The organism is Bacillus sp. JCM 19034 (assembly GCF_001310635.1).
Taxonomy (GTDB): Bacteria; Bacillota; Bacilli; order Bacillales; family Bacillaceae_D; genus Halalkalibacter.
Genome location: NZ_BAXR01000007.1, coordinates 54,773 through 81,331 on the forward strand (window position 1 = coordinate 54,773; position 26,559 = coordinate 81,331).

A 26,559-nucleotide genomic window follows, 5' to 3' on the forward strand; every position below is an offset into this window, starting at 1 on the left:
AGTACTTTTGACATAAATGTTCAAAAATACTCATTCTTCTATACATTATTGTTCAAGAATCCATCTAGCTAAATTTTCTGCCTCGTCTTGCTCTAAGCCTTGAGGTGGCATCGTATTTTGCCCATGCTCCAAAACATGGACAATCTCGTCTACAGAAAGATCGATATCGATTAAATTCGGTCCCCCTCCTCCTTGCAGGTTCTGCCCATGACAGCCAATGCAACTACGATTATAAATTTCTTCCGCTGCTGCAGCATCAATATCCCCTGAGGCTGTTTCCTCTGCTGGTGCTTCTTCTATTGGCTCATCTTCAATAGGTGCTTCATCGCCACCAGCTCCGCACGCTGCTAACGTTGCTACGAGCATAAAGCCGATTGCTGTTAAGAACTTTTTCATTTTATCACTCCTTCCTTCAGTATGTAGTATAGCCTAAACGTTTCCCTTTTCATTACACGTCACAATTTTTTCATAAGAAAGTCATTAATTGTTTTGATTTATACGGAAAGATCTATCACGTAATAAGGTAAACCTCCTAGTTATTGCTTAAATCCCTCGCCAAGCACTTCTGTTGCATTTGACACAATGACGAAAGCTTTTGGATCAACTTGTTGTACGACATGTTTCAGCTTCGTGACTTCATTTTGATGAACAACACACATTAACACATCTCGCTCTTGTGCCGTGTAGCCACCGTAACCTTGTAACCTTGTAACACCGCGATCAACTTCTGTTAAGATACTTTGACGTACTGCTTCGTGTTGATCGGAAATAATATAAGCTACCTTAGCATAGCCAACTCCCATTTGAACGACGTCAATTGTTTTACCTGTTATATATAAACTAATAAGAGCGTAAAGTGCTAACTCAATATCAAAAACAATTGCAGATGTTAAAACAATAAAGCCATCCATTATAAACACCGCAACACCTAATGACAGCCCGGAATATTTATGGATGATTTGGGCAACTAAATCAGTCCCCCCTGTACTTGCAAACGCACGAAATACTAGTCCTAACCCAATTCCAACACCGATTCCGCCAAATAAAGCTCCAAGTAGGGCATCCTCAATCCCTACTGACCAATCTCTCGTTAAAAAAACAACCAGCGGTAGAAACGCTGTACCAACAAATGTTTTTATCCCATATTTTAATCCACCTAATAACACAATCCCTAAAATAAATAACGGAATATTAAACGCCCATTGTGTAAAAGCTGGTTCGAATCCAAATGAATAAGCAAAAATCGTACTAAGTCCACTCACCCCGCCAGAGGCAATTCTATTTGGTAATAAAAACAAGTTAAAAGCAATCGCCACAATTGCTGCTCCAAATAAAATATATGTATAATTAATGATCGTTTGATGTAGTTGGTTACGGGGGCCTCTATTTCTTCCTATCTTCATTGCACTCTTCTCCTCATATAAAGAAAATTCTAGCGTAGTATAGCACCGTAGTTTTTTTTGTAAATGTAGATACGGTGCAACGTTAAAGCGAGAAGTTCACTGACATCCCAAAAAAACACTTTAAAGGAGCATTCCCCTTTAAAGTGCTTCAATCACACATTTTCATTCATTTCGTGACCTAATGCTTGACGTAAATAGCATCGATAAATCCGTCAATTTCACCATCCATAACACCGTTTGTATTTCCGATTTCATAATTTGTACGATGATCCTTAACCATACTGTATGGATGGAACACATATGATCGTATTTGACTTCCCCAACCAATTTCCTTCTGCTCACCACGTATTTCCGCTAATTCACGTTGCTGTTCCTCAATTTTCAACTGGTAGAGCTTTGCCTTCATCATTTTCATCGCTTGTTCACGGTTTTTGATTTGTGAACGCTCGCTCTGACAAGTCACAACCGTATTTGTCGGTAGATGGGTAATTCGAACAGCTGAATCAGTTGTATTGATGTGCTGACCTCCTGCACCGCTCGCTCGGTACGTGTCAATTTTTAAGTCTTCTGTTGAAAGCTCGATATCCACACTATCATCAAGCTCAGGCATTACTTCGCACGAGACAAACGACGTATGTCTACGACCAGAAGAATCAAACGGAGAAATACGTACAAGACGGTGAACACCTTTTTCAGCTTTTAAATAACCGTAAGCATTATGGCCTTTTATTAAGAGCGTTACACTTTTCACTCCTGCTTCATCACCTGGTAAATAGTCCATTGTCTCAACTTTAAACCCTTTTTTCTCTGCCCACCGTGTATACATACGAAGAAGCATAGAGGCCCAATCTTGTGATTCTGTTCCACCAGCTCCCGGATGAAGCTCGAGAATAGCGTTATTTTTATCATACTCTTCACTTAGAAGCAACTGCAATTCATAGTCACTCACAGCTTGTGATAGCGACTCAACCCCTTGCTCAAGCTCCTTTTGTAATTCAGCATCCGCTTCTTCCTTAACTAGTTCATAAGAAACCTCTAAATCTTCATATTGACTTTCAAGGTCCAAAAACGTATTAACCTGTTCTTTCAAGCCATTGCTTTCATTAATGACACCTTGTGCGGTATCTTGATTATCCCAAAAACTAGGATCAGCCATTTTATCCTCGAGCTCTGCAATTCGCTCTTGTTTTTGTTCGAGGTCAAAGAGACCCCCTAAATTCAGTTAGTCGTTTTGCAATCAACGTTAATTCTTGTTTCACTTCTACTAATTCCATATAGTCACCTGTAATAGTCCAGCACGATCATTTTCGTACTGGACTACCCTTCCTCTTCTCATTTTTCAAAGGTAAATCACGATCCGCAACATTGCTTATATTTCTTTCCACTGCCACACGGACACGGGTCATTACGTTTGACCGTAATCCCTTTCCTAATTGGCGTCTTCTTCTTTGGTGCTTGCTTATCACTTTGTTGAACAGCCTTCCCTTCAGCAACCTTCTGACGTTCAAGATTTTGCTGAACTTGGGCTTTCATAATATACATCGATACTTCCTCTTCAATTGAAGCGACCATTGCTTCAAACATTTCAAATCCTTCAAAGCGATATTCACGTAGAGGATCATTTTGTCCATATGCACGTAAATGGATTCCTTGACGTAATTGATCCATTTGATCAATATGGTTCATCCATTTACGGTCCACCGTACGTAGCATGATCACTTTTTCAAATTCACGCATATGCTCAGTTGTAAAGGATTCTTCCTTCCTATTATAATCTGCTGTGATTTTCTCAATGATTAGTTCAATCATTTCCTCTGGATCTTTTCCTTTTAATTCAGCATCAGTTAAATCCTCTTCAACGAGCAAATTCCCTTTCATATAATTAACAATCGCCGTAAGATCCCAATCCTCAGGTACTTCTGTCTCAGGAGTATGCAAATGAACGGTACGCTCGACAACTGATTTAATCATGTTTTCAACGATGCTACGTAAGTTATCAGACTCTAATACTTCCATCCGCTGCTTATAAATGATTTCACGTTGCTCACGCATGACATCATCATATTGTAAAATTTGCTTACGTGCATCAAAGTTATTCCCTTCAACACGTTTCTGAGCCGTTTCAACTGCCCGCGAAACAAGCTTGCTTTCTATCGGCTGATCCTCTTCCATTCCAAGACGTTCCATCATCGTACGCATATTATCAGAACCGAAGCGGCGCATGAGCTCATCTTCCATCGATAAATAAAACTGCGTTGAACCTGGATCACCTTGACGCCAGAACGTCCACGTAGCTGGTTATCAATTCGTCTACTTTCATGACGCTCTGTCCCTAAAACATGTAAACCACCGAGCTCTTTAACCCCGTCTCCTAACTTAATATCTGTACCACGACCAGCCATATTTGTTGCAATTGTAACGGCACCTTTTTGACCAGCATTTTCAATGATCTCTGCCTCACGCTCATGGTTTTTTGCGTTTAACACGTGGTGAGGAATTCTTCGTTTCTTTAACATAGTAGACACAAGCTCAGATGTTTCTACGTTAACCGTACCTACGAGTACAGGCTGTCCTTTTTTATGAAGCTCTTCAATTTCTTTGACAACCGCTCTAAATTTTGCCTCCATCGTTTTAAAAATTAAATCAGGACGATCATCACGAGCAATTGGTTTGTTCGTTGGAATGGCCATAACATCCATTCCGTAAATATTACGGAATTCCTCTTCCTCCGTTTTAGCAGTACCTGTCATCCCGGCAAGCTTTTGATAACGACGGAAGTAGTTTTGGAAGGTAATGGAGGCTAACGTCATACTCTCCTTCTGAATTTGCAAGCCTTCCTTTGCTTCGATCGCTTGATGGAGACCATCACTGTAACGACGTCCTTTCATTAAACGACCGGTAAACTGGTCAACAATCACGACTTCGCCTTCTTCAACAACATAGTCAGCATCACGTTGCATCACAACATGTGCTTTTAACGACTGAGTTAAATGGTGATTTAATTGAACGTGCTTTTGATCAAATAAATTTTCTATCCCAAAAGCCCGTTCAGCTTTATTAACGCCCTCTTCCGTTAACTGAACGTTTTTCGTCTTTTCATCGTACGTATAGTCTTCTTCGTTTTTCAAAATACGTATAAATTGGTTGGCCTGCTGATAAAGCTGGGTTGAGCGTTCAACAGAACCAGAAATGATTAGCGGTGTTCTCGCCTCATCGACTAATATTGAATCCACTTCATCGACTAGAGCAAAATGTAGAGGTCGTTGTACCATTTGTTCTTTATATAGCACCATGTTATCACGCAAATAATCAAATCCTAGTTCATTATTTGTGCTATATGTAACGTCTGCTGCATAGGCCTTTTTGTTTATCCTCTTTTGATAATCCTGACTGGTTTAATCCAACGGTTAAACCTAAAAACTCGAACAACTCACCCATCATTTCACAGTCTCGACGTGCTAAATATTCGTTTACTGTAACAACATGTACACCTTTTCCTGTAATCGCATTTAAGTAAACAGGTAATGTTCCAACCAACGTTTTCCCTTCCCCTGTTTTCATTTCTGCTATATTACCTTGATGCAAAGCAATTGCACCAAGTAGTTGTACTGGATATGGGGTCATCTTCAATACTCGAGTGGATGCTTCACGAATAACTGCAAATGCCTCAACTAACATACTATCTAGCTTTCACCGCGCTCATAACGTTCTTTAAATTCCTCAGTTTTTTGTTTAAGCTCGGAATCAGATTTCAGTTTCATTTCTGGAGCAAGTGCTTCTATTTCTTCAACCAACTTTTCATTTTTCTTAAGCTGACGTTGGCTTGGATCACCAATCACTTTTTTTAATAGTCCTAGCATCGTATTCGTCCTCTCTCTTTTCGTTTACTTAACGTGTAAACTTGAAGCTATACTTATTCATCATTTTATCAATAATCGTATACTCTTACAAGATAATGAGCATTAACGTTTAGCAATCTATGTATGAACCTTTACTGTTTTATGCTGCTACACTTTTTCGTTTGTGTAAAAACTTAACTATCTAACATTTAATATACAATATCAACATTATGTACATTCGCATAAGTTAACTAAAAAGGAGGGAACGTTGTAATGATCGTAAACTGGGGAGTGGATTCTGCTAGTGCTGTAACAGAGGAATTGTTAGAGTGTGTTCGAACACAATTTGGCCAGCCTGATTTTTGGGGGCGGTATTTACACACGATTGAAAATGTCAGTGATGGTCTAACTAGCGATGAGATACGATTAATACAGAATAATGGAATAAAATTAATGCCGATTTATAACAACTTTACTGACGCAATTGGCTCACGTGCTGGCACAGTTGCTGCCCGAAATGCAATATTTAGGGCAAGACAATTAGGAATTACGGAAGGCACGTTTATTTTTGCTAACATAGAAAATTTCTTTAATGTTGATGCCGATTGGATAATTGCTTGGGTAGAAGCCTTTCAGACAGGCCCGTATCGTCCTGCGATGTATGCCGATCCCGATGAAGGACCTTTTAATGAAGCTTACTGCGAGTCAACAGAAAGGAGTAGCCTAGTCTTAGAACAATCCGTCATATGGAGTGCGGAACCAGAGCTTGAACCAACGAGTAAACAAGGGGCTCCAAGGAATTTTCAACCTAGTCGCCCAAACTGTGAAGCAAATGTATGGGCATGGCAATATGGTCGAGATGCAGCAACTTGTCCAATCGATACTGTGTTAATGGAATCAAGGCTTTTTCAAGCATTGACATAAAGAAATGCACTGATCGACTTTTTTTGATGCTAATAAACCTCCACTTACATAGCGGAGGTTTATGTTATTATTTTATTTTTACGCTTCCGGCTCGATCAAACCATATTTTCCATCTTTACGTTTATAAACGACATTTGTTGAGCCATTCACTGCATCTGAAAACACAAAGAAATTGTGACCAAGCATGTCCATTTGCAAAATCGCTTCCTCTGCATCCATTGGCTTCAAATTAAAACGCTTCTTGCGGACAATTTCTAACTCATCTTCGTCTTTAAGTGAATCGGCGTTTCCTTCAATCGGCTCTAAATTATTTTTAAACATATATTTCAAGCTGCCTTCTTGACGAAATTTACGATTTACTTTCGTCTTGTGTTTCCGGATTTGACGTTCAAGCTTCTCTACAACGATATCTATAGCAGCATACATATCCGTTTGCTTCTCTTCCCCGCGTAATAATAATTGTGGCATAGGGATTGTCACTTCAATCATATGTTGGTTATTAAGAACCTGCATTCTTACATTTACATCAGCTACAGGCGTCGTATCAAAATAACGCTCAAGCTTCCCTACCTTTTTCTCCACATAATCGCGTAACGCTGGAGTTACTTCTAAGTTTTCACCACGAATATTGTATTTCATCTTGAACTCCTCCTTTTCTAATCTATATATTCTATATACCCCTTTTAAAGTCCTTCTTAAACATATTATTTTTTTAGAAAATTTTGAATTAAGTGAATAGTTTAGCATTTTGTTCATTATTATTCGGTGGAACTTTGAAGAAGAGAAATTAAAAGAAACAATCGATGATGGCTAAGTATTACTAGGCAATTGGCAAAATTCATAATGCCATTTCAAAAGAGATAGTTACTGTCAAATTCGAATCGTTTTCAACACCATTCCTCTATCAAACGAATCGGCGACTTGAACCGCCACAAACAAAGCCTGCAGCAATCTCACTCCAATAGCTATCACACGTACCGGTCACACACGAAAAAGCCTATCCTGGTAACCAGAATAGGCCTATTGTTTGTTTAGCTCATTCATTTCCAATCAGGAATGTGAATTAAAGCTTAACTACGTTCGCAGCTTGAGGTCCACGAGCACCTTCAACAATTTCAAATTCAACGTCTTGACCTTCGTCTAAAGATTTGAATCCTTCAGAGTTGATAGCTGAGAAGTGTACGAATACATCATCTCCATCTTCGCGCTCGATAAATCCAAAACCTTTTTCTGCATTAAACCATTTTACTTTTCCTTGCATGCTTTCACATTCCCTTCGTAACTAAAATACTGTGGTATATCCACACCTTTACTATAACAGCGGTTTAAAGCAATGTCAAACGGTTTCAAGACCTAAAAAATCGCGATATTCTGCGTATTTCGGCAAAGTTATACAATATATATGGTAACGCTTTCTTATTCCTTCTTATTCCTAACTTTCTTATAAGATAACAACTCTTTTTCTCTTCATTTATTTTACAAAATTACATAATTTGTATTGATTTATATCATTTTAACCAGTATAATCGACTTATAATCATACATAATTCAAATTATTATAATAAACTTTTACCCAATATGCTTTCCATACTCTTGTCACTGTAGGTTTCACAGCCTACATCTCGAGTATTTTATGCATAAGATCCTCAGTTGAGCCTAACCCCGTACATACTCTTATGCATTTAACAACCGCTCCTAAACTAAGCAGCGGTTGTTTTTACATTCTTACTACTTCCTTACCCCTTTTAATTCATACATAACCGTATACGTCCTGTCTGCATAAAGCGTGAATTCTGGATGTGTTATTGCTCCCCAGCTATCATCTCCACCGACACCCATCTGCTTATCATTTATCCGAATACAAACGTGATCGCTTTTTGGCAGCTTATAAGCATGATCATGCTCTTCTAATTGCTTAGGCGTATATGACAATGCACTAAATTCAACTACAGGCAAACCTTTCATCATAAGGCCAATTCCTTTCTTATTATAAAGCATTGCCCAACGCACATCGGTTTTATTCCCACATTCTTGTGGCTTTAAATATGGAACGAACTGCTCTTCGACCGTACCTTCATGTATTGCTAGCTTTGCACTTAGTTTTTTATCGCTATAACTCTCATGAGGGCCCTTTCCATACCAAGATAAATGTTGATATGACTGATCAAGGGTAAACATCATACCTACTGCCGGGATTTCCGGTAGCTCCTTTCCAGGAACTAGCTGTTGCTTTATTTGGACAGTTCCATTTGCATTGACAGTATATGTTAAATGGCATATGGATTTGTTGGTTGTTGGCAGTGTAAACGTCGCTTGACAACAACTGCACCTTTTTCTTCTACATACGTAAAGGATTCAAGCTCTCTTTTCTCACTCGCCTGTTGCCATGTTTGGCTACGTTCATTTAACTTGTTTCCTCGGTCATTATCAGTCATTGCTCTCCAAAAATACGGTTGAGGAGCTGATTTCAACAGTTCTTCTCCTGCAAACCAATAAGATGTCATTTCACCAGTTTCCTTTAAAAAACGAATCACCGCTTGATCAGTACCTATTACTAAAATATCTGATAGGTTATTCACAGAAATGATCGAATCCTTCTTTGGCTCTCTCTCACTTGAAACTTCTGCTGCTGGGATAACAAATTGTTCGAATGCTATTTCATGCTCCGCTTTAGCCCATATCGTGTTACGCTTTAACAGAAGAGAAACCGTTACGACATACTCGGCATCATTTGTACCTACTTGAAGCCCCTCAAGCTGAATATCCTTTGATAGTCCCGGAGCAAGTTCAATAGTTTGTTCGCCTGTTTCAATCTCTATTCCGTCCTTTAACAATTGCCATTTCAAAATAAAGTCCGATAGGTTAGTAAATACATGAAGATTTTTTACATGTATTTGACCGTTTTTCGCATCAACATTGTCGAAACGAACATTTTGATAACACTTTTTCACCTCAACGAGCTTCGGACTTACTTGACCATCGGCAAAAATCAAGCCATTTCCCGAGAAATTGCCATCATGTGGTGATTCACCAAAGTCACCTCCATACGCTAAATACTCAGTACCATCTTCTGTTGTTGTTTTTAACGCTTGATCCTTCCAATCCCAAATAAAGCCACCTTGCAAAATTGGATATTTATCAAATAACTCCGTATATTTAAATAAATTTCCGCATGAATTCCCCATAGCATGACTATATTCACATAAAATATACGGCTTTGCTTCATTTTCGCCTTTTTCAGCTTGCTTGGCGTAATCTTCGACAGCGTGCGGGCGGATGTACATCGTACTTTCAACATCAGATGCTGCATCTGACTGACGATAATGAAACGTTCCTTCATAATGAATGATGCGTGTCGGGTCTTGTTCTTTTAAATGCTGGCTCATTTCCAAGAAATTATCACCGCCAAACGATTCATTTCCTAAAGACCACATCACAATAGACGGGTGATTTTTGTCACGCTGCATCATGGAGTTACAACGGTCAATCACATTCTCTGTCCACTCAGGGCGACTACCTGGAACCGTCTCCTCAAGACCCTTTTGCCCATATTTCCATGTTCCATGTGTTTCTAAATTCGTTTCATCAATGACATATAAGCCATATTCATCACACAAATCATACCAAAGCGGATGGTTAGGGTAATGTGACGTACGAACTGCATTAATATTATAAGCCTTCATTAACTGAATATCACAAACCATATCCTCATATGTGACGGCACGTCCTCTATCAGCAGCAAACTCATGACGGTTTACTCCTTTAAAGACGACACGCCTGCCGTTTACTTTTATTAAACCATCTTTAATCTCAACGGTTCTAAAGCCGACTTTACAGCTTTGTGCTTCAATAATCTGTCCCTTCTCATCCTCAAGCGTTATGACGAGCGTATACAAATTTGGATATTCAGCACTCCATTTCTCAGGATTTTCAACAAACGTTCGAATCGATTGCTTTTGGTTAGCGGCTTCGACCTGATCCGTTAAAACTTGCTTATGCTCTTGATCATATAAGGTCACCTTGAACGTAACCCCTTTTAATGTCTCACTATCATAATGTGTTACATTTGCATCTACTTGTAAAAAAGCATCGCGATACTCCTCATCTAGCTCCGTTCGCACAAAAAAATCTTGTACGTGAACGATCGGTGTAGAATATAAGTAAACATCACGGAATATTCCACTTAACCGCCAGAAATCTTGATCCTCCAACCAGCTTGCATCACACCAGCGATACACTTCAACCGCTAGTTTATTTTCGCCTTCTTGTAAATAAGGAGTTAAATCAAATTCAGCTGGGGTAAACGTATCCTCACTATATCCAACAAGCTCGCCATTTACCCAAACATAAAAGGCTGATTCTACTCCTTGAAAGCTAATATATACAGGCTGATCCCTCCATTGTTTGGGGACTGTGAAGGTACGAATATATTGTCCAACCGGATTATATTCTGTCGGAGCAAACGGAGGTTTAATGTCCTCTTTCCCCTCCCACGGATAACGGACATTCGTATAATGTGGATAATCATAGCCTTGGAGCTGCCAATGGCCAGGAACATTTATATCATCCAAAGAGCACAATCGAAATCCTCTTTATAAAATGAGACATTCCGATCTGCTGGTCTCTCCACATGACGAAACTTCCACGTTCCATTCAATGAACTGTAGTAAGATGAATCTTCACGTTTCCCTATTAACGCTTCTTCTACCGTTTCATACGAAATGGCAGTTGCATGTGCTGGTAGTCGGTTTAATTGGAAAACTTCCGGATTGTTGTTCCATTCCGGATAACCATTTTCCGGTGGTATGTACTGAAATTTAGTCGCTCGTTTTAGCATAAAAATCCCTCTTTTCTTCTGAAATTCTGATCCTTTAAAGCCAAAATAAGTCCTTATATCCTCGCAACCTGGCAATCCCTTCAACAAAATAATAATCGCCATAAATAAGCGGTTTATCGACATTGCTTTGCTCTGGGAAATGCCCAGTTCCGTGTAAAAGTAGCCCATCGTCATTGTCCCAATCCGTATAGTTCTCATGCAGTGAGCGTAAAATCTTCACTCCTGTATTTTGATAAGAAGATGAATCCGTTTTTGCCACTTGATCCGCTAATAGTAGTAACCCACACGCAGCAATCGACCCCGCAGAAGAATCACGATAATGTGGCACATCTTCTGGTAGACGAAAATCCCAATAAGGCACATGATCATCAGGCAAATGGGCAATAAAGAAGTGAGCTACTTTCTTGGCTGCCTGTAAATACTTCTCGTCATTCGTATGAACATATGCGAGTGTAAAACCATATAATGCCCATGCAGTTCCTCTTGACCATGCCGAATGCGGTCCATACCCTTGCCCGCCAATAAATTCAACTCTTTCACCCGTTTCTGGATCGAAGTTAACAATATGGTGGACTGAGCCGTCCTCTTCAATAAAATGTTCAAGCACCGTATTTGCATGACGAATGGCGACTGCTTTATACCTAGGGTCTTCTGTTTCCTTTGAAGCCCAAAATAATAACGGCAGATTCATCATACAATCAATAATCGCAAAGCCTGTATTTTGATCGCCTTCAAACCACGGATTCCAGGCCCGGATGTAATTCCCATTGGCATTGAATCGCCCCATCAACAAATTAGCGACTAATAACGCTCGACGTCTCGAATCCTTCTCCGCTAGCAACTTATAACGTGCCACACTCGTTAACGTCCACATGAAGCCCATATCATGGTCAAGTCGATCAAATCCAACGATAACGTCATCGAGCTTTCGTTCACATTCCTCCGCAATCGCCTTCAATGATTCATCCTTTGTTTCTCTATAAACTAACCATAGCTGACCCGGCCAAAAGCCAGCCGTCCACCAATGTGGCTCAGCACATTCATACGTTCCATTGACACTAACATGGGGAAATCGTGAACCAATCTTTTGCGATGTTCTAGCTAGCTTCTTTGTTATTCTTGACCATGCATCCTCAACCCACTGTTCTGTCATTCTACTCACCCTTTCTCCTCAAAAAGACATGTAAATTTAATATTTCCTCGTTCCGTTGGATTGTTCAAATGGAAATCCAAGGCTAGAACTTGTTCTTCCTTTGCAAAATGATTTGAATACGTCAACACTTTCTCCTTAACTGTAAGCTGGTGCTCATCATAAACAATTCTCAGCTGCTGCTTTTTTCCTTTTAATACAACATTCCCTGGTTCCTTTTGCGTCGTTTGCAGCGGTGTAATGAACCGATCAATAAACGAAATTTTCCTCTCTGCAAAAAAAGCATCCTCGACTAGTAAGATCGGCAGTCCCTCCTTCATCCATGTAAAGGAACGAGTGAGCTCACGTAACCCATCTACTTCATAAGCACCAGCGTAAAAGAGTTCGATTTGATCACGCCGTTCATTTTTTTTAACACGAAAGGACGAAGCACGGTACAATGCTCCAGCACATTGATATTGACCATCGATGATTGGAACTGAATGCCCTTGCGATCCAGTACATAAATTCAAATAGCGATCATCACTAAAATAACGTTTCGTATATTCGCCACTCCCTATATCAGATAGAAAAACGTCATCGTCTGATGCAACGATCCACTGACCAATATCATTATGATTATGGGGCTCGTCATTATGACCACCTTTTGTTGCAAACGCATACATTTCCCCTTCCATTTGATAGCGTGACACAAACCATTGTGCTTGCTCTAACAAATAGCTTTTTGCTGTCCATGACATTCCTTCGAAGTCTTCCCGCAGCCAAAGAATTTCCCTAATAGCAGGAGCCCAGCGACTACAATGATCGTCCATATAACTAGCCCGCCATTCTTCCTTTGGTAAATCAATATCAGGAAACGATTGACGTAAATAATGAGTGAGCCCGATCCAAACTTTACCGCTTGCAAGCGAATCTGAAAAATTAACAATCCGATTACTAGTCAAAAAGATTTTCTGCTGAAACAAGGCAATTTGATGGACTTTTTCTGATTGCATCAAATCTATTTTCCCGTTCGTCTTCTTTTTGAGCAAATCAGCAAAATAAACGAAAAAACCAAATCCATATTGCCAGTACCCATACCCTTCTAAACAAGCACCGTCATCATGGAAACCAGATAAATAGGCATCCATCGCATATAACACACGTTCTAATATGACTGATAATTCTTCATGATCATCTACCATATAGATTGCTGCTGACCCAATTGATCCGGCACAAACAGCTGCCCAGTTATGATCAGCCTTTTCCCAATGATAGGTATGATGATAGAAAGGTTGTAAAACTCGTTTTCTCACTTCCTCTTCAATTCGCATTCTAATCTTTGGTTCAAGCTCTGATCTAAGTAGAACAGCAATTTCCGCTAAAGCAAATGCTGTTTCCGCGGCAAATAAATCAATCGGTTCCTTATCAACACGTATTTGCAGTGACTCACTTTTTTCACTCACTTCCGGAAAATGTGCCGGTAAACACCACGTATGCTCATTGCAAATCGACCAGATAACTTCTTGCAAGCTTACTAGATGTTCCTTCTTATCAGGTTCGAGTAGTGTCATGATCGCAAACGTATTTAAGCATCTTCTTTTTTGGAAATAGGGTGTCTCGTATTCCTTTCGTGAACCCGTTTCCGAAAAAAGCTGAAAAAGCGAGAATGGCAACTCCATAACAGGTAATCTTTCCAACCGCTGTGCTTCTTCTTTGATTTCTTGGACGTAAGCTCTATGACTTTTATGTTCTCGAATACTTTGAAAAAAAAGATGTTTGTCTTCATCAGAAGGAAACCAGTAATGAATAGGTGCGACAGGCTTTATGATTTGTGTTAATTCGGTTCGATTCATAGCTCACCTCAATTCATATGAAATCGGTTTCAAAAAACAGCTTATGAAACCCATTTCATTTATCGTAACATAACAGAATCGTAAGTTGTCAATCTTTTTTTACGAAAAATGGCAAGACTCGCGAATCACTAGTGACGTAGGTATGATCGTTTCCTTTGGAACATCCTTCCCATCCATTAAATCCACTAAAAGCTTAATCGCTTTTTCCCCTAATTGATCATAATTTTGTGATATCGTCGTCAAACCTGGTGGAAAATACTTCGCTAAATAAATATCATCAAATCCAGAAACAGCGACATCATTCGGCACGGTCAAACCATACTTTTTAAACGTATTAATCGCTCCAATCGCAACAAAATCATTGACGCAAATGACAGCTGTTGGCTTCGTTTCTAGCTTCATTAATTGCTGAGCTGCTTCCTCTCCGGATTCAATCGTAAAATTTGATGGAATGATCCACTCTTCCACGACATCTAGCCCATGTTTTTGTAGTTCCTCTTTATACGTTTCCATTTTTAGCTCGGTTGACGTAATTCCCCGTACACCGCCTAAAAAGCCAATGTGACAATGCCCAAGATTCGTGTACATGTCAACAAGCTTGGCAATCCCGTCTCCCTCATCCGTTCGAATCATATGTGCGTCTATTCCTTCCATCTCCCCATTAACAAACAACACGGGAATACGCTCCATCACTTGTGCCATTTCCGTTACATACGAAGGATTTACTTCAACCTCATTTATTCTTCCACCCAAAATAGGATCCCATCAACCTGCTTTTCAAGGAGGGCGTGTAAATACTTCGATTCCATTTCGCTATCATTTAACGTATTGCAAACAAACGACGTATAACCAGCGCTCAATGCATGCGCCTCTGCTTTTAACACAAAGGTCGAAAAGAACGGATGATTAATATCAGGCAATATAAATCCAATCATCTTCGTCTTCTTATGCAATAAGCTGCGGGCTAAGCCATTGGGCTGAAAGTGATGTTTTTCAATGACCGCTGTAATTCTTTTCATCGTTTCGGGTCTGACCCTCGCATTTCCCGTCAACACACGTGATACCGTCGCTGGCGACACTTGTGCCTCCTTCGCGATATCGTAAATCGTCACACCTTTTTTCATGACAATCTCTCCCTTGCTTTGTTCATATCAGTATAGCATACAAGGTTGTAAGCACACTTCATCTTACATCGAATACTCCTGAGGAATCGCTATACGTAAAAAAGCTTAATCCAGCGATATACACACTGGAATTAAGCTTTACATCTACACACCACGCTTATCGAAAAAGATTCCTTCTGAAGTTGGACCATCGTATGGGTTTTCGTATTTGCGGCCTGTTTTTTTCTTTTCCTCTAAACTAGCAAGATCTCTTTTGATCTCCATCTGGATTTGTTCGAGGTGTTCATTTAACTGTTTATTAAGCTTAATGATCTCATCGCCTAGCTTTCGTTCAGCCGATGACAATGAGGCACCATCAACTTTCTTTAACAGGCTTTCGCGTTTTTGCAATCTATCGTCGAGCTCTGCTAAAAAGCATCTCTTTCATCATGGTCGTTAGGTAATGCTTGTTTTACAAAAGTCACAAGCTCTTCTGTTTCCACATATAAATCTTTCATTATACTGTTCCGCCTGCTCCTGAACCATGACGCTGCTTTCGGTCAAGTTGGATCGCTTCTTTCCACGTATCGCGCATACTTGTTACCATTTCTTCTGCTTCTAATAGCATTTGTACGTCATTTTTAATATTAGCCTCTACAAGACGATTCAAAATAAAGTCATACATCGTCAACATATTCTGTCCAACTTCGGAATCGACTTTTAATGTAACCATTAATTCACGAATGATATTTTGTGCTTTCATATTTGCTGTATTACGCTGCTCGATTTCTCCTGCTTCAATTGCTTGTTTCGTTTGTTTAATGAATTTCAAGCAACCGTTATACAGCATGAGTGTCAATTCACCTGGAGATGCAGTCTTCAATGAGTTCTGTTTGTATGCATTCTGTAAGTTTGTAGCCATGCTCTCCCTCTCCCCTTTTTTTAACCTTGTGGATACATTTGTGCAAAGAACATTTCAGCTTGGCTGTTAGCTCTTTGAATAGCTGTTTCCATTGCCGTAAATTGACGCCAGTAACGTTGTTCAATCTGTTGAAGGCGACGTTCAAAATTCGAAATTTGGTCATTTAAATTGTTAATATTGCGTCCGAGTGTAAATTGATGATTTAGATTTTTTCCTCTTAATCCTCCAGCACGTTCTGCAATTGACTCAATCCCTTGATCGAGTGTTTGACGTAGTCTTCTAGCAATTCCTTTTTCTTCATTGCTTTCACCATCTGCTGCAAATAGTTGATAAATCGCTTCTGGATCGTCTTCAATAGCTTGTCGAAGTTTATCTTCATTCACAACAAGTTTTCCACGATCAAGATAATCAGTTGATGTTGTAATACCAATGGCGGACAGGTGGTTAAAAGCTGAATCTATCCCTAAGTTCACACTACCATACATATCTAATCGCATACGATCCAGTGGTGAACGTAAAATTGCGTCGTTACGTAGTAATCCCGAACGTGCTTGTTCTTCCCACTTTTCAATTTCCCGTTCAGACATTGCATCCTTTTGTTCATCTGTTAGTGGCAAATACGAACGGTTACGATCTTCTGTTAACTTACCATTCACAAAATCAAGTATTTCGTTATATTCATTTACAAATTCCATAATCGTATCAAATACTTTATCAGTATCTGTTGATGCACTTAAATTCACTTCATTTTCAAACGTACTATTTAAGGTGATTGTCATTCCACCAGCAGTAAACGTATTACTCTGTCTTTCTGTCGACATTCCGTTGATTGAAAAGACAGCGTTAGACGCACCGCTATCTACTGAACCATCCAGTTTTAACGAATTACTGAAAAACCCTGAAAACGTTAATTCATCACCATCTGGATTAAACACCCCTGTTTGCGTTCTCGTCATAATAACTTTATCTTCATGAGAATCGTAAAAAGCACTTACACCAACGGATGACCGATTTAGTTCAGTAAAGACATTAGTTAATGTTTGATTAGCGGTAAAAATAAATTTATCGCTTACTTCGCCTTGTTCATTATAACCGTTTATACCAGCAGTCATATATCGTTGTGCATACTCAACTGAAATGTCTGATTGTGCAGATCCAAAAATGATTTGTCCTGTATTCACATTAAGAAAGGCATTATTTCCATTTAACTGGCTACGGTCAGTTACTAGATTATTATTTTCTAAACTATATTCAACACCACCTGCTTGAATAGTAACAGATGATTCATCAATTCCACGTTTACTTAGCTGGAATGTCGTTTTTGCTTCCTTAACACTAAAGTCCTGTGTTGTCGTTTCAGTTAAATATGTAACTGATACAGTTGTACCATTAGTGATCGATTCTTCTGAGTTAAACTGCAACGCACCATCAGCAGTTACTAAAACTTGTCCTATCTCAGGAGTACCTTCTGTAACGACTTCAAATGCTTTCCCGTTCGCTTTGATAACCATATCATTAAGGTTAACAGGCTGATGCTCTAATTGCATCGGTGCTGTTGCAGAATTAATCGTAAAGGATTGAGTATTAACGACCCCACTTCTCCATTCAATATCATCAGCAAACGCTTGTGTTCCTAATGCAGCTGACGGGTTGACTTTTTCGCCTTGAGTCGCTGAAAGTCTCCCTGTACTATGGAAGGAAGCTGATCTAGCTAATGATTCAACATAATCAATACGTACGTTCATGTTACCGGCAGAGGAGTTGGCTGTTGCTGTTACAAGTCCTGAATTAGAACTTGAGACCGACTTAGCTAGCATATTAGACTGTAGCATAACCGTATCAAAGATATTGGTACGAAATGTATTAAACATCCGATTGATATCTCGATAATCCTCCATCTTCCATTGAAGCGTTTGTCGTTGCTGCATCATTCGATCTACTGGCAAACGTTCCACACGCATCATGTCGCGAATCATTTGTTCTGTATCCATTCCTGTTGCTAACCCGGATAATCTCATTATTAATCGCCTCTTTTCACTCTATATTCGTTCATCAACAATTAATCCAGCAAACTTTAACATCGAAGCAATCATATCAAGAAATTCCTCTGAAGGGATTTCTTTAATGACTTCTTGATCAACCTGATTTACTACTTGAACATACGTCCTGCCAAGATCTTCATGGATTGAAAATTTGATAGAAGTACGACTTGTTTCAAAAAGCTCATTCATGTTTGTAACTTGCTTTATCAAAATATCTTTAGAATTTTGTCTTTCATTTATTTCTTGAAATTTCTCTCCAACTTTGTCGGCCACAGGCGATTTTCCATGTATCGCTGGTGTACGCTTTGTACTTTTCGTACTCGTGAAATCCGCTTGTATTGATAATGATGGACCTTTCACTTCCATCTTCTACACCTCCGTATAATCTTCTAATGATTATATCGGCAAACACATAGTTAATTTATAGTAAATGATGACAAAAAAGAGACAGATTTTCAAAAAGAGAACTAATTCTATATTTCTATGAATTAGTTCTAATTTGATAAAATATTATAGTTTCATGTCAATCATACTACCTAAATGAGGTTGGACTGTTTGTTGCAGTTTAGCTATATCAGTAAATTCAAGCAAGCTCTGAACAGCATTTCCTTGTTGTTCAACATAATCCATTGATTGTTTCATGACTGCAATGGACAATTGCTGCTTCACTTGTATTTGGCTCATTCCCATTGACAATAATGCGATATCCATTAACTCCCACCTTTCTATTACTTACGGTGTACTAGAATACATTTCGTCTCAACTAACATTGCAATTGTTCAGGAAGTATCACCGTTAATTACCTTTTGTGTTTTCCCGCTATTATCTTACCTGAGCAGTTCTACTAACCGGGACGTTTGTTGATTCGCCTGCACCATCATTGCCATTGACACTTGCGACAATATTTGTGCCCTCATAAAATGCATCATTTCCCGAGCATAATCGACATCACGGATTCTAGATTCAGAGGCGGACATATTTACAGCCATATTTGATAAATTCGAAACCGTGTGCTCTAATCGATTTTGATACGCACCATAAGTTGCACGCTCAGATGATACTTTCCCGATTGCATCATCCAACCTTTCAAGAAATGCATTAGCTTTTTCATTTGATGTAACATCAATTACATCAGCATCATCCAATCCAAGTGCTTGTCCACCCATCGATTGAAAGTGGAGCTCGACCGACTGACCAGCATTTGCACCTATTTGCAATTTCAGTTTTAATGGTTCATCACCATCTCCCGCCAACAGCTTCCTCGTATTGAATTCTGTATGCTCAGAAATATGATCAATCTGCTTTGTAAGCTGGGTCAATTCTTGTTGAATGATCAATCTCTCACTTTCTGTATTTGTATCATTAGCTGCCTGTACGGTTAATTCACGCATCCGTTGGAGAATTTGTTGCGTTTCACTTAATGCACCATCAGCCGTTTGTACTAGAGAGATCCCGTCATTTGCATTACGAATCGCTTGTTCATAGCCACGAATTTGTGCTCGCATTTTTTCTGATATCGCCAACCCTGCCGCATCATCACTAGCTCGATTAATTCTCTTTCCTGATGCAAGACGTTCCATCGATTGAAACATGGCAAAGGAATGACGTTGATAGTGACGATAAGCCATAAATGCCATACGATTAGATTGAATCAACATGGCGCTTGTCTCCTTTATTCAATTTTCTATAGATTATATCGACAAGTAATGGCAGAATCATTAGCGGAAGAATTATCTCAACTCCGATCACAAAGATACGTGCTTTTCGTAAGAGAGCAATTGACAGCAGCACTTACTTCATTCCACATCTCATTAAAGGTAATACGAGCCCCTTCAATCATTGGAATCATAATAGTATAAACGCCCTATATGATTAAGGAATATTTAATAACTCCTGTAAATGATTAAAGGAACCAGCAATAATTTAGTAATACTTCCTTTGCCATTTGTTCAAGTAAGATTCAACCATATGTACAAAGGACCACTGAAACATAGTCCCTCTATAAATTACGAATTCTATCTAATCAACATTTTTAATGAAACATTTGTATATTTCATCCTCTGTACTTTTTTGCTAATTGAATCGCATATGGGATTACGTGTTTGGCAACTTCAAACTCGTAATAGTTGATTCCTGGTTTATTGACATTTACTTCAATAAGTTTAATTTCCGCATTTGGGTCGATAGCTAAATCAAGTGCGACTTCCTGGACGTTTTCTTGATACAAATGTTCAAATTCAACAGCAATTTTATGTGATACCTCTTTAATCTTTGATTCTAAATAACTGTATTTGTTTTCAAAATTCCTTTGTAGAAAGCCCGTTAATTTACTCATATACCCTCCTTTACTTGGAACGAGTATCGTAGCAAACCCAACTCCAATTCTAGGGTAACTCTCAACAAACGACCAATCCCCACTGCCATCCTTCATCAGGTGTACTCTAATGTCAAATGGATTACCTTCTTTTGTCCGAGTTTCAATATATTCTTGGACGATGAAAACTCCTTTTTTCACCAGTGAACGAAGATAATCATTTAAACCTAGTTCACTATACTCTTTCTTTTGTTCCTTTAAAGCTACTAAATAGTTACTATGATCGACTTTCTCAATATAATGTACACCATTTGCAAACGAACCTACTTCGGGTTTTAAGATGATTCTTTCATAATTATTTAAATAGTGAAAAATATCCTTCACACGCTCTACCTTTTTATAAGGAATAATATAATCATCTAACATACCAGTAGAACGTAATTGATTATATACTTCAAGTTTACTAATTGAATTTCCAAAAAACTCATTCGTAAATGGAATCTCTTCTAACTCTCTATAAACCATTTCAAACCCTTTTAGCCCTCTAGTTCTTAAGCGGTCGTAAATAACGTCAGGATATTCTACTAATTTTGGCACCCATTCTTTATTTTCATAGAAATAGCCTCGGATAACTTTTTCTTCATAATCAATATCTTTTGGTGTAAAGTAATAAAAAGTTTGTTCCTCAAATTTTGCAACATACGCACAAGCTTCTACTAGTTTATTAATTTCCTTTTCATTTACTAACATTCCAACTTTTATTTGATCTTCATTTAACTTAGCTATTTCTAAATTAGAAGTTTCAGCAATAAATTCCCTATTTTTATCCCTCTTGTCAAACTTATTTGAGAAAAACAGTCCATTTTCCGCTAAATAAATGGCATAGGCAATCGTATTGGCAGCTCTTTCATGTTCATGATAAGCTGATTGTGGTCCATTATTTACTTCATGCATCCAAAATTTACCGTCTTCATCTATAGTTAAATCAAGGCCTAGCTCATCTATTGCAGCCCCATATAGTTGATCTAAATGTTTTGTTACTCCCATAGCTAACTTTCTTAGCTCATTTGACATTTCCTTACCTTTGGTTCCATATTGAGTCGTTAAAAATTGAGTTAACTCTTCAGTTCTTCCGCCACGGCTAATATTACTTAAAATACTTTTCTTATTACCGATACGCGGATATATTTTTGTTATTTGCCATTTTCCTTGACCATCCTTTTGAACATGTGCTCTAATATCAAACGGTTCCCCTTGGTTCGTTCGACTCTTAATGTATTTTTGTATCATAAAAAGTCTACTCTTACTAATAATTTCTTCATGTATCCACTTATTAAACTCTAACTCATTTAATACAAACTTTTTTTTGTGGTCAAGAACAGAATACCCATTTTTCTGTTTTTTCAACAAAATAAATATTTAATCCCCGTCTACCCATAATTGGTTTTAATACGGCAATTTCATGTTCTCTTATAAACGAGTATATATTATTTTCATGATCAGTTATTTTAAATGGAGCGAGCAAATCAAAATACTTCTTTGATTCTATTAACTTCTTCGGCAAAGTTAATTTTCCATCTATAGCAAATCCTGTAAACGGTATTTGCCTTCTTAACTTTCTTTCCGTAAATGATTGTTGAACACGTACTTTAGGAAGGTTATTAATCACATTTGGAAAAGGGCAAATTTCCTTGACCCATTCTCCATTCTTGAAAACATCTGCTTCAATTTCTTCCTTTTTAAAATTAACATCCTTCGAAGAGAAAAAGATCATTTTCACCCCTTGTTTTTGCCCTTCCTCAACGAGGGCTTTAATTCTCCCTTCAGGATAAACCCTCCTTGGATTCTCTTGACATAAATAAACCCCTATAATCATTTCACTTTTATTTGCATCTTCCACGAGTAGTTTATCTAATAATTGGTTCCAATTCCTTACTTGTGGTTGTAAAGAAAATTGGACAATTTCAATGACTTTTAGTAATTGACCTTGTTCTAACTTTTTAACTATTAAATGTAAGCTCTTCTCTATCTGTCTTCTTTCCTCTACTCCTAAATCAGAAAACTGCAAAGTTTTGTTGATTGACCTAAAACCATCAACGATTGTACTTAATGTAAAAATACACTCATTTATATTTTTCTCTTTTGCTAATATAGTAAAATGCCCAATAGCTTCTAATAGTGTGTGTGAAACGTTTTGTATTTGTTTTAATTGTTTATTATTTAAGTTAGCCAATGTCTGCACTCCTTTTTTCCTACGTAACTAATTAAAGTTTAACATATTTTATTACTTTAAAATGAATATCAATAAAATATATTATGTATTTCGAACTAAATTCTAACCTATAAAAGTAGACAAGGGCATGACCATTTATATTTATAAAAAGTTGAACATGCGGTCTAAAACCACAATTATTTAGAGCGTATTTTTAAGAGAAAAAAAGAGGATATCGAAAATGATATCCTCCATAAATTCAATATTAAAATTAACCAAGAAGTTGAAGTACTGATTGCGGTTGCGTATTCGCTTGTGCAAGCATTGCTTGAGAAGCTTGTGAAAGAATATTCGCACGAGTCATTTCCATCATTTCACGGGCCATGTCAACGTCACGAATACGAGATTCAGCTGCTTGTAAGTTTTCAGAAGCGTTATCTAAGTTGGCAATTGTGTGTTCTAAACGGTTTTGTACCGCTCCCAACTTCGAACGTTCAGCAGACACCTTTTCAATTGCTTCGTTAATAGTAGTGATAGCCTGATCTGCTCCTTCTTGAGTAGCAATTTCAAGTCCATTTACTCCTAACGCTTCAGAAGTCATTTCAGCAAATTCAACTGTAATGTTTTGTTCAGAGTTTGCTCCGATATGGAAGACAACACCAGATTCTGCTAATTCACCATTAAATAATGTTTGCGTATTGAACTCAGTGTTATTTGCGATACGATCAATTTCATCAATTAGTTGTGCAACTTCCTTTTGAAGTTCTTCTCGGTCAACTTCAACATTCGTATCGTTCGCAGCTTGTACAGCTAGTTCACGCATACGTTGAAGAATGCTGTGCGTTTCATCAAGAGCACCTTCACCTGTTTGAATCATTGAAATACCATCTTGAGCGTTACGACTAGCTTGGTCTAAACCGCGGATTTGAGCACGCATCTTTTCAGAGATTGCAAGTCCAGCAGCGTCATCACCAGCACGGTTAATACGTAGTCCTGAAGAAAGCTTCTCCATTGATGATCGCATGTGGTTTTGGTTGATACCCATTTGACGGTGCGTATTTAACGCAGGGATATTGTTATTAATAATCATAATAAATTTCCTCCTTGAATTGTGTTCCCGCCCACGTCCTTGTGGTTGGATAAGTATAATAGAGCCATCGGCAAGAAATGCGGCCGTCATCCCTTGCTTCATGCTTATCTATTATATCGGATAATGATTAAAAAAGTTAATAGTTTTTGAAGAATTTTTTTATTTTTTTTAGTTCTTTTTTCGCGAATCTTTTGTATCAGTTGAAATAATTGGTCATTTATCTTGTCTGAATGCTTTCGATAGACGGACATAGCAAAAAACTCCCCCCGCCCATTCAGAGAGGGTTTTCCACTATTTCCCAAACCCCTTTAATACATCAAGCGACACGGTTTGTGCAGCTGCTTGGTTTTCCTCTTGAATTTGGATATAAATTTCTTTACGGTGGATGTCAACGTGTCTTGGGGCTTCGATGCCAATTTTCACTTGATCGCCTTCAATCGAGAGAATTTTAATTTCGATATCATCACCGATTTTCAAGGCTTCTGTTGCTTTACGAGAGAGCACAAGCATGGTCACTCCCCCTTCCCAGTTTTAGCAGCTTGTTTGAAAATTTTATGCTTAGTCGTATAATCGCTGTCGCTCATGAGAATTTGTTTCGCTTCGTTTGTCCGTGCATTAATGATAATTGGACCTTGTAGGTTTGCCGTTGTTTCCGAAAATGGTTCTTTTACCGTTAGGACGACGTATGTTGCTACTTCTTCAGGTTTTTCAATATGTAGCTGTTCTTTTGTTGCATCTTGGAGCTTTACTTGGTAGTTATCAACATAATCAAATGGGTTTACGAGAATAAAGGCAATCTCGACTGTTTTCGTTGATTGTAATACGAGAAAGGGTGATTGCTCCTCGAGTGGATAAAGAACAAACGACATCTCCTCTTCAAATGCCGGGATTCCAGTCGGGAATGTGATAATTTGCTCTTTGTTAATCTCGACTTCACCAATATATTTCGTTTGTATTTTCATTCCTTACACCTCATTGATCAAACTTCTAGTTCATTGCCTTTAGTGTATCAAGAAAAATTACATCAGTCGATATGCTTATTACCCGCTTCCCTTGATTAACTATTATCCAAAAAAGGCTCCCATTCTCATTGGAAGCCTTATAACCCTCGGTCTACGTTAGTACCAACTGCCTGGAAAGCAATTTGATTTTTTTGTTGCAAATAAATATCTACGCCCCATTTCGGAATGTCAATCTCCGGTTTCTGCGGTGTAACGTGAATGTTTGCTTCACTTTTTCTAGCACGGATATGTACTTCACTTGGCTGATAGTCAAACGACACTTTCGACATTGAATTTGGCATATAGGCGATGTTCGCTTGTTTTTGGGGTCTACTCCCTCTTTGGGCGGCAATATGCGTGATCGCATGATTTCCATTTTCAATTTTTTTAAGCTGTTCTCCCTCGCGAGCAGTCTTCGCAACATAGTTCATGACAGTTCCGCGAATACGTTGATAAAACTCATTGCTAAGACGTAAAGGAGTTTTTAAGTTCGCATCAGCAAAGGCTTCCGTTTGGTCAATATACAATCTTCTCGCTGTTGTACTTATTTCAACTAAGTTCGTATGCTCTTGACTAATTTGTAGATCAGCTTGATGCTGTTTTATTTGCATTGGTGGTTGAACGGAACGAAGACCAGTTTGTGCCAACGTTTGATCAATATGTAATTGGACTTGCTGCATCTTCGCACCTCCTATAACTTTTTTATCTTAGAAAATCAATTAACGACGGTTGAATGATTCTAGAGCCTGATGCTAAAGCGGCACGATGGACACTTTCCTGAATAAGTAATTCCATGATCACCTTTTCTATATCTACATCTTCGTTATCAGACATAATTCGTTTTGCCGTAATTTCTTGATCAAGAATTCGATTTTCCATCATTTCTACTCTGTTTACCCTTGCTCCAAGCTCAGCACGCTCTGAAACGAAGTGATCAATATGGTCGTAAAAATTGTCGATATACGACGTTAGCTCTTCACCTGTAACCGTATCATCCTCTAATGCCTGTTCGAGACGAATCATATCGCCAAATAATGCATTGTTAAATATATTACTCGGATTAATATTAACAGGAACGGTTACGCCTTTAAATATTTCGATCTCAACATTTTGAGTGTTGTAGGAGACCGCGTTACGACTAGCGACCACTACATCGTTTGTACGAACTGAAGTTGTTATCGTTTCACCATCTTGATTTGTGTCTGGTTTTATATAAGTGACCGAACCACCTTCATCCTCAATTACAAGGCGAAATGCCTCTGTCTCAAAAGTTTGATCCCCAAACTCCGGTTCTGTTTGTCTAATATCTTGATAAATTTGTTGTCCATCTACTTCCCCGACATACCGAAATACTTGACCATCATATACAATATCAGTATCGTTAGGCTCAATGGTCCCATTAAATAAATCAACCGTACCGTAAAACATCTCCTCCAAATTAACAATTGGTGGGGTCATCGTATTCGTTCCATTAAATATATATTTATTGCTATTTTTTGTATTGGCAATAGACTGCATATGCTCGCGTAGCTGCTTTATTTCTTTGGCTATATTTGCTCGTTCAGATGCATCGTAGGAATCGTTAGCAGCTTGTGTAGCAAGTTCTCGAATACGACGTAAAATTTCAGTTCCTTGATCTAGTGCAGAATCGGCTGTTTCAAGCCAGTTATGAACCTCGCCGATATTACGTTTAAACTGCTCGATCTCTGTTACTTCTGTACGATAACGCATCCCTTTCATTGCAATGACAGTCCTGCGACGGACGAGAGATTTTCTTTCCGGTTACTAATTGATCTTGAAGTCTTGCCAAACCATTGTATCCTTGATTAATATAACGTAACGTATGACTTGATAGCATTGCTTGAGTTACACGCATTTCGCTCACCT

Annotated in this window: 27 protein-coding genes and 1 pseudogene; 1 reads left to right on the forward strand and 27 read right to left on the reverse strand. The window is 38.5% G+C overall.

Translation table 11 applies throughout. The annotated features are described in order from the left end of the window. Positions 1-45: 45 nt before the first annotated feature. From JCM19034_RS12455 to secA, 4 genes and pseudogenes are all read right to left on the reverse strand, one after another. The gene (locus JCM19034_RS12455) at positions 46-396 is read right to left on the reverse strand and encodes a cytochrome c (RefSeq protein WP_062050175.1); all 351 of its coding nucleotides are present in this window, start codon (positions 394-396) and stop codon (positions 46-48) included. 140 nt (positions 397-536) lie between these two features. Then, a complete protein-coding gene (locus tag JCM19034_RS12460) occupies positions 537-1,403 on the reverse strand; it encodes a YitT family protein (RefSeq protein ID WP_062050176.1) in 867 nt (288 codons plus the stop codon). 178 nt (positions 1,404-1,581) lie between these two features. Continuing rightward, positions 1,582-2,677, reverse strand: a protein-coding gene (gene prfB, locus JCM19034_RS12465) for a peptide chain release factor 2 (RefSeq protein ID WP_370621932.1) whose coding sequence is annotated in 2 segments (ribosomal slippage) — positions 1,582-2,613 and positions 2,615-2,677 — 1,095 coding nt in all. Because the reading frame shifts where the segments join, the coding sequence is not laid out codon by codon here. Between the two features lie 76 nt (positions 2,678-2,753). After that, a pseudogene (gene secA, locus JCM19034_RS12470) lies at positions 2,754-5,263 on the reverse strand (preprotein translocase subunit SecA). 252 nt (positions 5,264-5,515) lie between these two features. Here secA and JCM19034_RS12475 point away from each other — a divergent pair. Continuing rightward, positions 5,516-6,166, forward strand: coding sequence for a glycoside hydrolase domain-containing protein (locus tag JCM19034_RS12475; protein WP_062050180.1), 651 nt, complete (start codon positions 5,516-5,518; stop codon positions 6,164-6,166). A 78-nt stretch (positions 6,167-6,244) separates the two neighbouring features. Here JCM19034_RS12475 and hpf read toward each other — a convergent pair whose 3' ends face one another. The 23 genes from hpf to JCM19034_RS23255 form a co-directional block, all read right to left on the reverse strand. Further along, the gene (hpf, locus tag JCM19034_RS12480; protein WP_062050182.1) at positions 6,245-6,805 is read right to left on the reverse strand and encodes a ribosome hibernation-promoting factor, HPF/YfiA family; all 561 of its coding nucleotides are present in this window, start codon (positions 6,803-6,805) and stop codon (positions 6,245-6,247) included. 424 nt (positions 6,806-7,229) lie between these two features. Further along, complete coding sequence (locus JCM19034_RS12485) at positions 7,230-7,427, reverse strand: cold shock domain-containing protein (RefSeq protein ID WP_012960443.1); 198 nt, start codon at positions 7,425-7,427, stop codon at positions 7,230-7,232. A gap of 467 nt (positions 7,428-7,894) precedes the next feature. Beyond that, positions 7,895-8,521: a beta-galactosidase small subunit gene (locus JCM19034_RS25055; RefSeq protein ID WP_370621962.1), complete on the reverse strand. Its 627-nt coding sequence runs from the start codon at positions 8,519-8,521 to the stop codon at positions 7,895-7,897. Further along, positions 8,434-10,746 carry a glycoside hydrolase family 2 TIM barrel-domain containing protein gene (locus tag JCM19034_RS12490; protein ID WP_370621935.1) on the reverse strand — a complete coding sequence of 771 codons (2,313 nt, stop codon included), beginning with the start codon at positions 10,744-10,746 and terminating at the stop codon, positions 8,434-8,436. The genes JCM19034_RS25055 and JCM19034_RS12490 overlap by 88 nt, the downstream gene beginning before the upstream one ends. Next, positions 10,725-11,003: a hypothetical protein gene (locus tag JCM19034_RS25060; protein WP_370621937.1), complete on the reverse strand. Its 279-nt coding sequence runs from the start codon at positions 11,001-11,003 to the stop codon at positions 10,725-10,727. Before JCM19034_RS25060 ends, JCM19034_RS12490 begins: the two co-directional genes overlap by 22 nt. A 34-nt stretch (positions 11,004-11,037) precedes the next feature. Then, complete coding sequence (locus tag JCM19034_RS12495) at positions 11,038-12,156, reverse strand: glycoside hydrolase family 88 protein (RefSeq protein WP_062050184.1); 1,119 nt, start codon at positions 12,154-12,156, stop codon at positions 11,038-11,040. 5 nt (positions 12,157-12,161) lie between these two features. Next, positions 12,162-13,988 (reverse strand): heparinase II/III family protein, encoded by a 1,827-nt coding sequence (locus tag JCM19034_RS12500; protein ID WP_062050185.1) that lies wholly within the window; start codon positions 13,986-13,988, stop codon positions 12,162-12,164. 99 nt (positions 13,989-14,087) lie between these two features. Beyond that, positions 14,088-14,741, reverse strand: coding sequence for a LacI family DNA-binding transcriptional regulator (locus JCM19034_RS21045; RefSeq protein ID WP_082394035.1), 654 nt, complete (start codon positions 14,739-14,741; stop codon positions 14,088-14,090). Then, positions 14,726-15,112 (reverse strand): LacI family DNA-binding transcriptional regulator, encoded by a 387-nt coding sequence (locus JCM19034_RS21050; RefSeq protein WP_082394037.1) that lies wholly within the window; start codon positions 15,110-15,112, stop codon positions 14,726-14,728. The genes JCM19034_RS21045 and JCM19034_RS21050 overlap by 16 nt, the downstream gene beginning before the upstream one ends. A gap of 144 nt (positions 15,113-15,256) precedes the next feature. After that, positions 15,257-15,502, reverse strand: coding sequence for a flagellar protein FliT (locus JCM19034_RS12510; protein ID WP_062050187.1), 246 nt, complete (start codon positions 15,500-15,502; stop codon positions 15,257-15,259). Positions 15,503-15,608: 106 nt separating this feature from the next. After that, the gene (gene fliS, locus JCM19034_RS12515; RefSeq protein ID WP_062050189.1) at positions 15,609-16,013 is read right to left on the reverse strand and encodes a flagellar export chaperone FliS; all 405 of its coding nucleotides are present in this window, start codon (positions 16,011-16,013) and stop codon (positions 15,609-15,611) included. A 20-nt stretch (positions 16,014-16,033) separates the two neighbouring features. Beyond that, positions 16,034-18,031, reverse strand: a complete 1,998-nt coding sequence (gene fliD / locus JCM19034_RS12520) for a flagellar filament capping protein FliD (protein ID WP_062050191.1) — start codon at positions 18,029-18,031, stop codon at positions 16,034-16,036. A 21-nt stretch (positions 18,032-18,052) separates the two neighbouring features. Continuing rightward, on the reverse strand, positions 18,053-18,421 hold the full coding sequence (locus tag JCM19034_RS12525; RefSeq protein WP_062050193.1) for a flagellar protein FlaG: 369 nt from the start codon (positions 18,419-18,421) through the stop codon (positions 18,053-18,055). Between the two features lie 144 nt (positions 18,422-18,565). Beyond that, complete coding sequence (locus JCM19034_RS12530) at positions 18,566-18,766, reverse strand: YjfB family protein (RefSeq protein ID WP_062050195.1); 201 nt, start codon at positions 18,764-18,766, stop codon at positions 18,566-18,568. A gap of 116 nt (positions 18,767-18,882) precedes the next feature. Then, positions 18,883-19,713, reverse strand: a complete 831-nt coding sequence (locus tag JCM19034_RS12535) for a flagellin (RefSeq protein ID WP_062050198.1) — start codon at positions 19,711-19,713, stop codon at positions 18,883-18,885. A 395-nt stretch (positions 19,714-20,108) separates the two neighbouring features. Beyond that, positions 20,109-21,779 carry a YheC/YheD family protein gene (locus JCM19034_RS12540; RefSeq protein ID WP_062050200.1) on the reverse strand — a complete coding sequence of 557 codons (1,671 nt, stop codon included), beginning with the start codon at positions 21,777-21,779 and terminating at the stop codon, positions 20,109-20,111. After that, positions 21,742-22,602 (reverse strand): hypothetical protein, encoded by an 861-nt coding sequence (locus JCM19034_RS12545; RefSeq protein ID WP_062050202.1) that lies wholly within the window; start codon positions 22,600-22,602, stop codon positions 21,742-21,744. Before JCM19034_RS12545 ends, JCM19034_RS12540 begins: the two co-directional genes overlap by 38 nt. Positions 22,603-22,852: 250 nt before the next feature. Continuing rightward, the gene (locus tag JCM19034_RS12550; protein ID WP_062050203.1) at positions 22,853-23,671 is read right to left on the reverse strand and encodes a flagellin; all 819 of its coding nucleotides are present in this window, start codon (positions 23,669-23,671) and stop codon (positions 22,853-22,855) included. Positions 23,672-23,962: 291 nt separating this feature from the next. After that, positions 23,963-24,181: a carbon storage regulator CsrA gene (gene csrA / locus JCM19034_RS12560; RefSeq protein ID WP_062050207.1), complete on the reverse strand. Its 219-nt coding sequence runs from the start codon at positions 24,179-24,181 to the stop codon at positions 23,963-23,965. Positions 24,182-24,183: 2 nt separating this feature from the next. Beyond that, positions 24,184-24,633: a flagellar assembly protein FliW gene (fliW, locus tag JCM19034_RS12565; protein ID WP_062050209.1), complete on the reverse strand. Its 450-nt coding sequence runs from the start codon at positions 24,631-24,633 to the stop codon at positions 24,184-24,186. Between the two features lie 137 nt (positions 24,634-24,770). Next, positions 24,771-25,352 carry a DUF6470 family protein gene (locus JCM19034_RS12570; protein WP_062050211.1) on the reverse strand — a complete coding sequence of 194 codons (582 nt, stop codon included), beginning with the start codon at positions 25,350-25,352 and terminating at the stop codon, positions 24,771-24,773. Between the two features lie 22 nt (positions 25,353-25,374). Next, the gene (gene flgL / locus JCM19034_RS12575; RefSeq protein ID WP_231686938.1) at positions 25,375-26,412 is read right to left on the reverse strand and encodes a flagellar hook-associated protein FlgL; all 1,038 of its coding nucleotides are present in this window, start codon (positions 26,410-26,412) and stop codon (positions 25,375-25,377) included. After that, positions 26,363-26,548 (reverse strand): hypothetical protein, encoded by a 186-nt coding sequence (locus JCM19034_RS23255; RefSeq protein WP_231686939.1) that lies wholly within the window; start codon positions 26,546-26,548, stop codon positions 26,363-26,365. Before JCM19034_RS23255 ends, flgL begins: the two co-directional genes overlap by 50 nt. Between the last annotated feature and the right edge of the window lie 11 nt (positions 26,549-26,559).